The following is a 13,513-nucleotide window of genomic DNA, read 5'->3' as shown; positions in this document are numbered from 1 at the left end:
CTCTTTTCTGCTCCAGGCAAAAAGAACGCGGCATCCCACCGGACGCCGCGCTCTTCTTAACAAGTCAGACTTTGCTGGGCAAAGAGCTTACTTCACCATGCTGGCCACTTCGGATGCGAAGTCGTCGGCACGCTTCTCCAGGCCCTCGCCCTTCTGGAAGCGGGCAAACTTGACGATCTTGATATCGCCGCCCAGCTCCTTGGCAACCTTGGCGGTGTACTGAGCCACGGTCAGGTCGCTGTCCTTGACGAACTCCTGGTCTACCAGGCAGTTCTCCTTGTAGTACTTCTTCATCTTGCCCTCGATCATCTTGGCCTTGACTGCCTCGGGCTTGTTGGCAGTCTTGGGATCGCTGGACATCTGCACCAGCATGATCTCCTTCTCCTTGGCGACGACCTCGGCGGGGACGCTGGCCTCATCCAGGTAGCTGGGGTTGGCAGCGGCGATCTGCATGGCGATATCCTTGCCGTAAGTGGTGAACTCAGGCTTTGCGGCGATCTCGTCGGAGGTCTCGAAGTTGACCAGGACGGCATGGGTGCCGCCGCCGTGCACGTAAGCGGCGCAGGGGCCCTCGTAGCGGACGAAACGGCGGACCTTGATGTTCTCCTTGATGACCAGGATCAGCTGCTTGAGCGCATCATCCACGGTGCTGTCGCCCATCTTGCAGTTCATCAGAGCATCCACATCGGCGGGGCTCTGCTGCATGATGACCTTGGCGGCTTCCTTGACGAACTCAACGAACTTCTCGTTCTTGGCGACGAAGTCGGTCTCGGCGTTGACCTCGATGACCACGCCCACCTTGCAGGCGGAGCAGTAATCGGCGTAGACCATGCCCTCGGCAGCCACACGGCTGGCCTTCTTGGCGGCAGTGGCCAGGCCGCGCTCGCGCAGCAGCTCGACAGCCTTGGCGAAATCGCCCTCAGCGTCGGTCAGTGCCTTCTTGCACTCCATCATGCCGCAGTCGGTCTGCTTGCGCAGCTCCATAACGTCCTTTGCAGAAATAGCCATTTTAATCCTCTCCTATTCTATCGTTGGGTATCGGGCGGAGAACTCAGGCGTTGGCTGCTTCCTCAGCGGGGACAGCTTCCTGGTTGCCCTGCTTGCCCTCCAGCACAGCGTCAGCCATGGCGCCGGCGATCAGCTTGACAGCGCGGATGGCGTCGTCATTGCCGGGGATGACCCAGTCGATCTCATCGGGGTTGCAGTTGGTATCCACGATGGCGATGATGGGGATGTGCAGCTTGCGGGCCTCGGACACGGCGATGCGCTCCTTGTGGGGATCAACGATGAACAGGGCCTTGGGCAGGGTCTTCATGTTCTTCACGCCGCCCAGGTACTTGTCCAGCTTCTCCATCTCCAGCTCCAGCTTGGCAACTTCCTTCTTGGGCAGCAGCTCGAAGGTGCCGTTCTCCTGCATCTTCTTCAGCTGCTCCATGCGGTCGATGCGCTTGCGGATGGTGCGGAAGTTGGTCAGCATGCCGCCCAGCCACCGGGCGTTGACATAGTGCATACCGCAGCGGGTAGCCTCGTCGCGGATGGACTCCTGAGCCTGCTTCTTGGTGCCCACGAACAGGATCTCGCCGCCCTCGGCTGCGACTTCCTTCACGTAGTTGTAAGCCTCATCCAGCTTCTTGACGGTCTTCTGCAGGTCGATGATATAGATGCCGTTGCGCTCGGTGAAGATATACTTCGCCATCTTGGGGTTCCAGCGGCGGGTCTGATGACCGAAGTGCACGCCTGCTTCGAGAAGCTGCTTCATAGAAATGACTGCCATGATTGTTACCTCCAAATTGTTTTTACCTCCGCACACCGTGATCTGCGCCGCCCGCATGGTACAGGCGCGCAGACTGCTCTCCACCCCCGCAGGGGCACAAAAGAGCATAGTGATGCGTGTGTGATGTTTCTTCGGCGCGTCCGGCCGCCCATTTTGAGCCAGGTCGGACACACCCTTGTTATAATACCACAGCCGCAGCCCGGATGCAAGACCGATTTTTGCTTTCCGGGGCGGTTTTTATCCTTCTTCGTCGAAGTCCAGGCCCATACGCTGTGCGGCATATCCCTCCCCGAACATCAGGTCGTATTGCAGCAGCCAGTGGTCCTGCCGCCAGGTCTCCTGACGGGCCGTCAGGCTGCCGGCCATCGACCCGTCCCAGTTGACCGCCACCCCGCCGGTGAAACTGCGGTATCCATAGCGTAGCTGCCGGTTGAGGTACTGGAAGTAGAGGGGCTGCTCCAGACCGAAAATGTCCATCATCACCGGCGACACCTCGTAGGCTGCAATGGTGCCAAGGTCCACCGGGATGCTGCTGTAATTGGACCACATCAGCAGGGTGGTCTGGTGCAGGGCCGGATCGGCGCTGTTGGCGCTGGCGTAGCCGGTGGCAGTGTAGACGTCGTAGCCTGAATCGATGGGGTTGTAGTGATCTCCCCAAAAGACCAGGATCACCGGCTCTTCCACCTGGGAAAAGTAACTGACCAGCTGTCCCAGCAGCGCGTCGGCATCCCGGACGCCGGTGGCGAAGTCCTCCAGAGCGCCGATGGTACTCTGGGACAGCCCAGCCGGGGCGCTGGTGATGTGCACCCGCTGTTCGTCGGGATAGTTGGCCGCGTTGTAGTTGGTGTGGTTCTGCATGGTCACCGCGTGCAGAAAGACCGGCGCGTCCGACTGCGCCTTCAGCGCCTCGTATTCCTGAATGATCTGCTGGCCCATCGACGCATCGGTGACCAGCCCGCCGGCCCAGTAATAGTCCCGCACCTTGTCCACCCCGTGCATATCCTCCAGGCTGATGAAATCATCAAAGCCCAGGTTGGGATAGGCGGTGTTCCGGCTCCAGTACTTGGCATAGTAGCAGTGGATCGCCGCCGTCTGGTAGCCCTTGCTCCTGAGGTAGGAGGGCAGGGCGAACATGGGGCGTGTCACGTGCTGCTGATAGGGTTTGCAGCCCGAGGGCAGAAAGCCCACCGAATGGCCGGTCAGCGCCTCAAATTCCACATCGCAGGTCCCGCCCCCGAAGCTGGGGCTGTACACCTTGCCGTAGGCGCTGGTTTGCTGCAGAGCGTGGAGGTTGGGCGAGATATCGATATCAAAGGTGACGCCGTACTGCTCCAGCTGGCTGACATCCCAATAGGATTCGTCCATCACATAGATGATGGTGGGCGTTTTGTGGACCTCTTCGGGGTCTGTTACCGCCCCGTAGCTTTCCGGGAAGTTGGGACCGGTCTCAAACCGGCCGGCCGCCTCCACTTGATCCAGAACAGCGTCCACCGCCTCCTGGGAATACCCCTCCGGCTGGTCGATCTCCAGGTTGGTGAGGTTTGTCATAAAGCCGGTGATGACCCCATACCAGCGGTAGTAGCGGTCCTGCATCCATGCGTCGGAGTAGATGCCCAGCCGCTGGGTCACCGCAGGCTGCAGGTAAACGCCGAACACCAGCCCCAGAAGCGCGGCGATGGCCGCAGCAATGGCCGCCAGCCGCATGGGCACCGGCAGCCGGGGCCGCCTGTGGTACAGCACAAACGAGAGCGCCAGCAGGATGAGCAGCAGTACGATGGACCAGACCATGCTGGTCTGGATCTTGAGACCCGCAGCAGAAGCCACCCCTGCCGCCTCTTTGATCTGAGTCAGGTCCCAGGGGAGGAACGGTTCTCCCCGCAGCTGCAAGGTGTAAAAGTTGACCGCGGCCGGCACCAGGCCCGCCGCCCCCGCCGCCAAAGTAGCCAGGGGGGCCAGCCGGGTGAGGGTATCGGCCGCGATCCAGATCAAAAGCAGGAACAGCCAGGACAGCAGATAGGATTCGATGTGCGGGTGGATGTATTCGGCCCAGGTCTCCCCTGTCAGCTCCCCCCGGGCCACCCATTCGGTCAAAACCAGCAGCACCAGGGTCGCCGCCGCAGGGAACAGGCCCCGGGCCAGCTGAACGGCCAGGGAGGCCGCCATCTGTCTAGGATTCATTGCAGTTCACTTCCTGTTTCTAGGGTTGGGCTAGGATGTATCCGACCGTATGGAGGCGTTTTCAGATGCACCCTCTGTCCCGGGCTGTCTTGAGACGGCGCCCGCCGGGACAGATACGCTTTTTATTATAGCGCGATTTGACATAAAGTCTACCTGTTTTACTGTGAAAATTTACACGCTGACCGGCCTGTTTGCCGCGCAGGCTCCCGCAGGGTCAGCCCTGTCCCAGCAGCCTGCCCAGCAGACCCGGCTTTTTCGCCTCCTGTGCGTTTTCCTCGGGCAGAGGGGTGTTGACCAGAATGGCATTGGCCCCGATCTTCTGGATCTCGTCCCAGTCGATCACCAGGGACTCTCCCCTGCCCAGCAGGCCGAACAGTTTGGGCCTGCCCAGCATCAGAAGTTTTTCCACCCGGGCGCTCTTGTCGTCGATGACCAGATCGTCGATCTTGCCCAGGCACTGCCCTTCATCTACCTGCACGACTTCTTTTTTGCTCAGTTCACGGAATGTCATACCATGCTCCCCCTTCCCGCCTGCGGAGACCCCGCAAGAAAAACCAGTGGAAATCCCTGGTCCCGATGTGTTATACTATGCAGTACGAAGTAAAATGTGTATTGCGCCCGGTCCCGCCGGGCTTGATGGAGAGCATCGTATGTATAAGAACGTTATTTTCGATCTGGGCGGCGTGATGGTGGATTTTGCGCCCAAGGATTTTCTGCTGGAGCGGTTCTGCAACACGGCCGTCGAAGAAAAAGTCTACCGCCTGACCTTTGGCAGCAAAACCTGGCAGCAGCTGGACGCAGGGCTGTGCACCCGCAGCGAGGGCAATCACGCCATGCTGACCGCCGCCCAGGCCGAGCACTGTGTATTCGAGGTCCAGGAAGTGCTGGAGAACTGGACCAGCATCCTGCATCTGCGCCGCCGGATGGTGGAGCTGGTGCGCCGGCTGAAAAACCACGGCTACTGCGTATACTATCTCAGCAACATTCCCGAAGACACCCTGGACCTTTTGATGAGCCGCGGTCTGGAAGGGGTCTTTGACGGAGGGGTCGCCTCCTGCCATGTGCACATCAACAAGCCTGACCCCCGCATCTACAAATGTCTGCTGGACCAGTATGGCCTGAATGCCAGTGAATGCATTTTCATCGATGACAGCCGGGCCAATGTCCAGACTGCCTTCCAGCTGGGGATGAACAGCATCCAGATGAAAGACAGCGTGGACACCCTGGTGCGCAGCCTGGCCACCTGCAATGTGACCCTGCGCTGACAGCCCAAAGGAAAGCTCCCCTGCCGCCGGCCCATGACAGGCTGGCAGCGGGGGAGCTTTTTTTACAGGAGTTACGATCCGCAGGAGTTACTTTTTCTCGTAGCTCTGGCAGAAGTGCGGGTTGTCCATCTGCTGGGTGCCGCAGGTGCAGTGCTCGGTCACCTTGATCTGGGGCAGATTGCACTTGCAGCAGTCCACATTATAGCGGCACTCGCTGACATCACAGATAACACCTTTGTTCTCCATCGTTTATCACCTCTCTTTGCAAGCAGTATGCCCGCAAAGAAAGGCCCTTATGCATCGACGTGCGGTTTCGGTTTTTACCAGGCGGCCAGGGCGGCGCCCAGCTTGCGGCAGTCGGCCTGCACGTCCTCGTCGGGGGCCTCGTTGCAGATCAGGCCCTCCTCGCTGTACAGGACGGCGCCGTCGCCCTTGGCGCGCTCGCACCAGTCCCGCATCCACTGGCCGTCGCCCCAGCCATACGAGCCGAACAGGGCCACCTTCCTGCCGTTCAGTGCCCCCTCCACAGAGGAGAACATGGGCTCAAACTCCCCCTCCTCCAGCTGTTCCGCCCCCATGGCCGGGCAGCCGAAGGCCACCACGTCATAGCCCGACAGCACATCGGGCGTCACATCGGCGCAGCTGAGGAGGGTGGCGCTGGCGCCTGCGCCCTCCGCAATGCAGTTGGCCATGGTCTCGGTGTTGCCGGTGGAGCTCCAGTATACGATTGCAACCTTGTTCATGCGATGTAACCTTCTTTCTGAATGTTGATGGGAAGCAAAGTTAGTTATAACTAATTTCGATCCCCTGAAAATGCGCTGGACTTCCAGCGCAGCAGCAAGTGGTTAGTTATTTATAACCAGCATCAACATGATACCACCCGGCGGGCAGGTTGTCAAGGGCTTTTTGTTCAGTGCAGGGCGTTCCAGACCATCAGCAGCCCATAGAGCACCGGCTGGTGCAGCATATAGATCACCAGCGAATGGCGGCCGATCCAGCCCAAAGGCGGACAGATGGAGCGGCGCAGCGGCTCCATCCGGGGCCGGCCCACTACCTTGTACAGATAAAACCCTGCCCAGAACAAAAACAGCCAGGGGATCAGGGAGAAATAGTCGGTGGAGTAAAAGCCCGGACCCAGAAAGCCCAGATAGGCGGTAAGCAGATTGGCGTAGAGGCTGTCGGGCAGCTGCCCCAGGTACAGGCCCCCCAAGCTCAGATAGCCTGCGTTCACATGGTAGGTCAGCAAAAACAGCAGGATGCTGCCTGCCAGGCCGGCCCAGCCGGGCACACGGTCCAGCCAGGGCCGCAGCAAGCCGGTAAAGATCATGGCGCTGCCCAAAAAGGTCAGCACACCGAACAGGACGATATCCTCCGGCAAAACAGCCCAGGTCACCAGGGTGACCAGCGCGCCGCCCCCAAACACGATCAGCCCCCGGCGCACCGGCGCATGGCCCAGGGCCAGACAGAATCCGGACAGCAGGATAAAGATACAGCAGACAGTCTGCTGCCAGAGGCGGCCCAGCAGCCCCTCATACCAGGCGGCCCGGATACCGGCAAGATAGACCAGATCCCACATCCCGTGGTAGCCGATCATGGCGATCAGACTCAATCCCCGCAGTTCATCCAGCAGAGCGTACCGCCCGCCGCTTTTTTTCGTTGCATCCATCGTTGCAGCTTTCCCCCTTTGCATGGCAAGAAAAATTAGGAATCCGTACTTCTTCAGTATAGATTCTTTACTATTGTAAAGCAAGCGAACATTTTGTGAAATTGCTGTGCACCGACGCGCCGTTCCAGCGGCCGGCCGCCTCAAATGCCCCCGCAAAGCCAAATAAAAAACCTGCGAAGCGCAGCGCGCTCCACAGGCTTTGCAATGCCGCCGACGGGGGTCGAACCCGTACTCTGTCTCCAGAAAGGGATTTTAAGTCCCTCGTGTCTGCCAATTTCACCACAGCGGCCCGTCAGGCCGCCGGGCAGAACTTGCAGCCCGGCGGCTCAGGACGCATTCTATAATACAATAGACCCGGCTTTTTGTCAACCTGCCGGCCCGGTCAGGCCCGGCCGCCGTGGTACTCGGCGTACATCTTCTCCCGGCATTCGGCCACAGCCGGGGTCATGTTGACGTAGTGCTTGTGGGGGCACTCCACCCGCAGTTCGCTCTCCCATACCTCGCTGGTCAGCTGCCGGGCCACGTATTCCCGGCGCTGGCTGATGCTGGGCAGGTCAATGACCAGCTGCCCGTCCAGAATATAGGGCACCAGCAGCTGTTTGACCTGGGTGGGGGTGAAGGTGATGACCCGTTCCACTGCGTCGGGGTCCAGGTTGACCATGGTGACCGGCTTGCCTGCCTCGATCACCTCGCCGTCCATTGCGATCAGGTCGCACTGAGCCTGGCCGTTGGCATCGTAAAGACGCCAGGGCATCTTTTTGCCCGGGATGATGGCCTTGCTGACGCTGTCCGAGATCTTCATCTTGGGCTGATAGCTGCCGTCCGCCAGTTTGACCGCCACCAGCTTGTACACACCCCCGAACACAGGATCGGAGGCAGATGTGATCAGGTTTTCACCCACGCCGTAGGAGTCAAAGTGGGCGTGTTCATACAGCTCCATATTGGCGATCTTTTTCTCGTCCAGCGCATTGGAGGCCACCAGCTTGATGTAGGGCTTGCCTGCGGCGTCCAGCGCTTTGCGCAGCCGCTTGGAACCCCGGGCCAGGTCGCCCGAGTCGATGCGCGCGGATTTGACCCGCTTGCCAGGATCGTCGGGATATTTTTCGATCAGGTAATCATCCAGCTTGATGAGGTTGGGCAGGCCGCTCTCCATGATGTTGTAGGTATCCAGCAGCAGGCTGACCGAGTCGGGATAGGTGTCGGCATAGGCTTTGAAGGCCTCAAATTCGGTGGGGAAAAACTCAATGAAGCTGTGGGCTACCGTGCCCACGGCCTTGACCTCGGCGCCGAACTTCATTTCGGCCAGGCAGTTGGCGGTACCGATGCAGCCGCCCAGCACAGCGGCGTAGGCGCCATCGTTGCCGGCGCTCTCCCCCTGGGCCCGCCGGGTGCCAAATTCCATGACGCTGCGGGGCGTGTGGGTATTCAGGCCCACCACCCGGGTGGCCTTGGTGGCGATCAGGCTGTGGAAATTGATGGTCTGGAGCAGATAGGTCTCAATGAGGATGGCCCCCACCATATCGCACTCGATCCGCACCATCTGCACATTGGGATAGCAGACCGTGCCTTCGGGCAGGGCGTACATATCCCCCTTCCACTGATAGGTGCGCAGGTACTCGCAGAACTCCTCGCTCATGCCCTTGGTGCGCAGCCACCAGATGTCCTGCGCATTGAAATGGTAGTTCATCAAAAAGCGGGTCAGCTTGCGCTGGCCGGCGCTGATGGAATACCCCTGGCCATCCGGATTCTTGCGGAAAAACATATCAAAAACCAGCCGGGTATCCTTGTAGCCATGCAGGAACAGGCAGTTGGCCATGGTGAACTCATAAAAATCCACCACCATGGCAGGGTTGTCATAATCTTCGTCGGGTATATAAGGAATGACTTCGATCTTATTCTCCATTGGAACAGTCCCTCTCTTTTCTCAAAAAGCTCAGGCTCTCCTGGCCTCCCACAGGACAGGCCGGCACATTACCGTAATGATATCATCATTTGGGCCTGGGCGCAAGTTTTTTTGAAAAATTCAGGTCAAATCCGGCCATCTGTCATGACAGGTGCCCGTCATTTCCGGATTTTTGGGAAAGGCGCTGTCTCCATGCAGGTTTTACCTTTCCTTTACCCCGATTTTGTTGTCCCTCTGCCCCCGGCACGGTACAATAAACATACCAGATCCCACACCGCCGGAAAGGAGTCGCGCCATGCAGTTGTTCCTCATCGTCCTGGCATTCGCCGCCTTTTTTGCCTACACCCTCTGGAGCAGCCGCCTGGGCAGGCCCGGCGGACATTTGGGTCACGCTGCTTTTTGTGGTGCTTGGGTGTATCCTTTTCTCGGTACCCTTTTGGGTCCGACTGTTCCGGCACCTCTCCGGATAAACCACAAAGAGGCCGGCACAACCATTGCCAGCCTCTTGGGATATGGTTCAGCCGCGGAACTTACGGAAAAACCGGCGAATGCCGCGGAAGATCATGCCGACCAGCACGACAAGCAGGCCGGCCGTGACCAAAACATCCAGGATCGACGACAGCATCTTGCAACACCCTCCCCTCTCGGACCCTGTGTGCAGAAAAGGCCCCGGCAAAAGCGCCGGGGCCCTGTTGCATTCCAAAACAGCTTTAGCCGTTCATGATATTGGGGGTGGAGTTCTTGAGGAGGACATCGTGGCTGCCGCCCTCCACAATGGAGGTGGAGGAGACCACCGTCAGCTTTGCCTTCTGCTGCAGCTCCGGGATGGTCAGAGCGCCGCAGTTGCACATGGTGCTCTTGACTTTGTACAGGGTGGTCTGGACGCCGTCGGCCAGGGGGCCTGCATAGGGCACATAGCTGTCCACGCCTTCCTCAAAAGAGAGCTTGGTGGCGCCGCCCAGGTCATACCGCTGCCAGTTGCGGGCGCGGTTGGAGCCCTCGCCCCAGTACTCCTTCATGTACTGGCCGTTGATGCGCACCCGGTTGGAGGGGCTCTCGTCAAAGCGGGCAAAGTAGCGGCCCAGCATCACAAAATCCGCGCCCATGGCCAGAGCCAGGGTGATGTGGTAATCGTGGACGATGCCGCCGTCCGAGCAGATGGGGATGTAAATGCCGGTCTCCTTGTAGTACTCATCCCGGGCCTTGGCTACCTCGATGACTGCGGTGGCCTGGCCGCGGCCGATGCCCTTGGTCTCGCGGGTGATGCAGATGGAGCCGCCGCCGATGCCGATCTTGACAAAGTCGGCCCCGGCCTCCGCCAGGAAGCGGAAGCCGTCCCGGTCCACCACGTTGCCGGCGCCCACCTTCACCTTGTCGCCATAGTGCTCGCGGATCCAGCCCAGGGTGCGGCTCTGCCACTCCGAGTAGCCCTCGGAGGAGTCGATGCACAGCACATCCACGCCGGCTTCCACCAGAGCAGGCACCCGCTGGGCATAGTCGCGGGTGTTGATGCCGGCGCCCACCACATAGCTCTTGCGGGCGTCCAGCAGCTCGTTGGCGTTCTCCTTGTGGGAGTTGTAGTCCTTGCGGAAAACAAAGTATTTCAGATGGCCTTCTTCGTCCACCAGAGGCAGGGTATTGATCTTGTTGTCCCAGATGATGTTGTTGCAGTCATGCAGGGAGGTATTCTCGGGGGCGGTGACCAGCTTGCTCATGGGGGTCATGAAATCGGTGACCGGGGCGTCGTCGGGGGTGTGGTTGATCCGGTAATCGCGGGAAGCCACAATGCCCATCAGGCGGCCGCTGGCGGTGCCGTCGTCGGTGATGGCAATGGTGGAGTGGCCGGTCCGGGCCTTCAGCTCCAGCACGTCGTGGAGGGTGGCGCTGGGAGAGAGGTTGGAATCGGAAACCACATAGCCGGCCTTGTAGGTCTTGACACGGCGGACCATGGCGGCCTCATCCTCGATGCTCTGGGAGCCGTAGATGAAGGAGACGCCCCCCTGGCGGGCCAGGGCAATGGCCAGCTTCTCACCCGAGACTGACTGCATGATGGCGCTGACCATGGGGATGTTCATTTCAAGGGGGCACTTTTCCTCCCCTTTGTGGTATTTGACCAGCGGGGTCTTGAGGCTGACCGCAGCAGGCACATTCTCAGCCGAGGAATAGCCGGGAATCAGCAGATATTCGCCAAAGGTGCGGGAGGGTTCTTCATAATAATACGCCATTGCACAATCTCCTTTTCTTCAGGGCCCGTGTGGATTGTCCCGGCCTGTGCGGGGGCCTGCGGCCGCGGCCAGAGGTCACTGATGCTTGGATATAATAATACCACATTTGCAGATGGAATACAAAATATTCAGCCGACAAACTTTTCCAAAAAGTGATCTGAAAAAACAGTCACTTTGTATAGTCCAAGCATGAAAAAGCTGCAACATCCTTCCCTTGTGCCCGCCGGCCGGCAAAACAAAAAAGCCCATCCCAAAGGACGAGCTTTTTTGTACACGAAGTGAGGTATCGCCTGTGTGGCGTCTGCCAACAGCTGAGAAGGAGAACAGCCGGAGGAGGGGCAGGCAGGCGCCCGATACCTCAGAAGCAAGAAGAAAAAGATTTCACAGTCGCCGGGTCGTTTCCCTGCTGTAACTGTATTGTAACTCTTTTGTCTCCATTTTGCAATACCTTTTTGTAATTTTTTTGTAATTTTTCAAAAAAACTTTCTGCGCCCCTCCCCACCCCGGTCAGAACTGGCAGAACAGCTCAAAAGCGGCCTTGTCCTCCCGGCGGCCCATCACATACCAGCCATCCCCGTCTTTGCCGGCGGCGGGGCCATAGAACAGCTCCATTTCCTCCCCCATCGGCACCTGGCGGTGGTACTTGATGGCCGCACTGCGGATCGGGCCCTGGTCCAGCAGCGCCAGGGGGAGCGCGTCGCAGGCCACATCCAGATAGGCGGCGTTGTTGATATGGCGGTTGGTGTCACAGACGGAGTAGCCCGCCTTCCGTATCCCGGCCGGGGTCAGGGTCTCGGCCTTGGGCACCAGCTGGGACAGCTCCCACTCCACCTCGGGGTTCCAGTGGTGGTCGATCTCCTCGGGGACATGGCGGACGATCTTGGCGCAGGTGGTATCCACCAGGGTCCAGCGGGTATCCACCCAGGCCAGTTCCTCCCCTTCCGGTGTGCGCATCACCATCACACGCTTGTTGGCGCCCCGGCGGTTGCGCTCGGGGTAAGTGACCAGGACCACCTTGTCATACATGGCGGGCACCCGCACAAACCGGAAGGCCTGCCGCCCCACCAGATAGACCAGGTTCCGCTGGCTGTAAAAGGCCTTGTCCATCCCCAGGGTGACGGCGTGGGCTGTGGCCATATGCTCGGCATGGCGCAGCAGGGCCGAAGGCCGCATCAGGCCCCGGTAATCCACGTCTCCCTCCTGCAGGGTGATCTGTTCGGTGTAAAAGCTCGGATAATCCATTGCCCTTCTCCTTTCAGAACGCTCTCAGTACATATTGCGCACCTTGCGGCGCATCTTGCGCCAGATGTTGAAACAGGCCAGCAGAACCATGGCCAAAAGCAAAAGCAGGAACAGGTAACTGCTGCCCCCTTTGTCGTAGCTCTTCATCTCGCTCCACTTGATGTCCAGCTGGCTGTTCACTTCCTCGCTCAGGGCGGTGAATACCTGTTCTTTGGCCGCGATCTCTGCGGAAGGGTAAGCGATCTCGCTGTACTTCAGCTCCTCGTCCAGCTGCTCCCAGACGGCGGTGCTGGGGGTGGTATAGCCGATGTATTCTGCATTGGCCACCCCCACATCCACCTCGCACATGAAGTTGATGAACATTTCGGCGGCCTCCTGGTTCTGGCTGGTGGCGGGGATGCACATGCAGTCCACCGACAGCACGCTGCCTTCTTCCGGGAAGACCCAGGCCAGGTCGGGGTTGTCGTCGATCATGGTGATGGCGTCCCCCGAATAGTATACGCCCACAGCCGCCTCGCCGCCGATCATCTTGTCGAAGATCTCGTCCATGACATAGGCCTGCACCAGAGGCTTCTGCACTTTGAGTTGCTCCATCACCTGATCCACTTCATCGGTGGTGGCAGGGTTGACGCTCCTGCCCTCCTTGAAGGCGGCGATGGCGTAGGCGTCCCGGCTGTTGTTGAACATCAGAATGCTGCCGGCATACTGTTCATCCCACAGGTCGGCCCAGCGGGTGGGCGCCTGGCTGACCATGGTGGTATTGTAGATGATGCCGGTGGTGCACAGCATATAGGGCACCGTATAGGCGTTTTCGGGGTCGTAATCGGGGTTGCGGTACTGCTGGTCGATCAGCTGGAAATTGGGGATATTGTCGTAGTTGAGCGGCAGCAGCATCCCCTCCTGGGTCATCTTGGCCACCATATAATCGGAGGGGATGATGACGTCGTAGGTCGCCGCCCCGGATTTGAGTTTGGCGTACATGGACTCGTTGGAATCGAAGGTGGTGTAGTTGACCTCGATGCCGGTGAGTTCTTCAAAGGCAGCCACAACGTCCGGGCTGCCGTCCGAGCCGTTGGAGATGTATTCGCCCCAGTTGTAGACGTTCAGGGTGACGTTCCGGCCCGCAAAACGGGTCCAGTCATAGTCCCCCGACACGCTGATCTCCTCGGTGACCCGGATGGGCTCCGCCGCAGCCGCAGAGACCGCGCAGGCCCCCGCCAGCACCAGGGCAGACAGAAAAGTCAGAATGCGTTTCATCGC

12 protein-coding genes and 1 tRNA gene are annotated in these 13,513 nt (G+C 59.5%); 1 reads left to right on the top strand and 12 read right to left on the bottom strand.

Going from position 1 to position 13,513, the window contains the following annotated elements:
- Positions 1–87: 87 nt before the first annotated feature.
- The 4 genes from tsf to B5E66_RS02995 form a co-directional block, all read right to left on the bottom strand.
- Positions 88–1,008, bottom strand: a complete 921-nt coding sequence (gene tsf, locus B5E66_RS03010; RefSeq protein WP_087228516.1) for a translation elongation factor Ts — start codon at positions 1,006–1,008, stop codon at positions 88–90.
- A 43-nt stretch (positions 1,009–1,051) separates the two neighbouring features.
- Complete coding sequence (gene rpsB / locus B5E66_RS03005) at positions 1,052–1,774, bottom strand: 30S ribosomal protein S2 (RefSeq protein WP_087228514.1); 723 nt, start codon at positions 1,772–1,774, stop codon at positions 1,052–1,054.
- 237 nt (positions 1,775–2,011) lie between these two features.
- Positions 2,012–3,952, bottom strand: coding sequence for an LTA synthase family protein (locus B5E66_RS03000; protein WP_087228512.1), 1,941 nt, complete (start codon positions 3,950–3,952; stop codon positions 2,012–2,014).
- A gap of 214 nt (positions 3,953–4,166) precedes the next feature.
- Positions 4,167–4,463: a YlmC/YmxH family sporulation protein gene (locus tag B5E66_RS02995; RefSeq protein ID WP_087228509.1), complete on the bottom strand. Its 297-nt coding sequence runs from the start codon at positions 4,461–4,463 to the stop codon at positions 4,167–4,169.
- Between the two features lie 139 nt (positions 4,464–4,602).
- Between B5E66_RS02995 and B5E66_RS02990 the strand changes: the two genes are divergently transcribed.
- Positions 4,603–5,217, top strand: a complete 615-nt coding sequence (locus B5E66_RS02990; RefSeq protein WP_087228507.1) for an HAD family hydrolase — start codon at positions 4,603–4,605, stop codon at positions 5,215–5,217.
- A gap of 87 nt (positions 5,218–5,304) precedes the next feature.
- Here the strand turns inward: B5E66_RS02990 and B5E66_RS02985 are convergent, their stop codons facing one another.
- The 8 genes from B5E66_RS02985 to B5E66_RS02945 all read right to left on the bottom strand — a co-directional run bounded on the left by B5E66_RS02985 (position 5,305) and on the right by B5E66_RS02945 (position 13,510).
- Positions 5,305–5,463: a DUF1540 domain-containing protein gene (locus B5E66_RS02985; RefSeq protein WP_087228505.1), complete on the bottom strand. Its 159-nt coding sequence runs from the start codon at positions 5,461–5,463 to the stop codon at positions 5,305–5,307.
- 74 nt (positions 5,464–5,537) lie between these two features.
- Positions 5,538–5,960: a flavodoxin gene (locus tag B5E66_RS02980; protein ID WP_087228503.1), complete on the bottom strand. Its 423-nt coding sequence runs from the start codon at positions 5,958–5,960 to the stop codon at positions 5,538–5,540.
- Positions 5,961–6,127: 167 nt separating this feature from the next.
- On the bottom strand, positions 6,128–6,883 hold the full coding sequence (locus tag B5E66_RS02975) for a heparan-alpha-glucosaminide N-acetyltransferase (RefSeq protein ID WP_087228501.1): 756 nt from the start codon (positions 6,881–6,883) through the stop codon (positions 6,128–6,130).
- Positions 6,884–7,088: 205 nt separating this feature from the next.
- Positions 7,089–7,172: transfer RNA gene (locus B5E66_RS02970), tRNA-Leu, on the bottom strand.
- 93 nt (positions 7,173–7,265) lie between these two features.
- The gene (locus B5E66_RS02965; RefSeq protein ID WP_087228498.1) at positions 7,266–8,786 is read right to left on the bottom strand and encodes a nicotinate phosphoribosyltransferase; all 1,521 of its coding nucleotides are present in this window, start codon (positions 8,784–8,786) and stop codon (positions 7,266–7,268) included.
- Positions 8,787–9,496: 710 nt separating this feature from the next.
- Entirely contained in the window at positions 9,497–11,011 is a 1,515-nt protein-coding gene (locus tag B5E66_RS02955) for an IMP dehydrogenase (RefSeq protein WP_087228494.1), read from the bottom strand.
- A gap of 507 nt (positions 11,012–11,518) precedes the next feature.
- Entirely contained in the window at positions 11,519–12,253 is a 735-nt protein-coding gene (locus B5E66_RS02950) for an acyl-[acyl-carrier-protein] thioesterase (RefSeq protein WP_087228492.1), read from the bottom strand.
- Between the two features lie 24 nt (positions 12,254–12,277).
- Positions 12,278–13,510: an ABC transporter substrate-binding protein gene (locus B5E66_RS02945; protein ID WP_087228490.1), complete on the bottom strand. Its 1,233-nt coding sequence runs from the start codon at positions 13,508–13,510 to the stop codon at positions 12,278–12,280.
- Positions 13,511–13,513: the final 3 nt, after the last annotated feature.

It is taken from the genome of Faecalibacterium sp. An121 (genome assembly GCF_002160915.1).
In the GTDB taxonomy this organism is placed as follows: Bacteria; Bacillota; Clostridia; order Oscillospirales; family Ruminococcaceae; genus Faecalibacterium; species Faecalibacterium avium.
The sequence above is the reverse complement of the archived record's forward strand: the minus strand, read 5'-3'. Positions and strand labels throughout refer to the sequence as shown.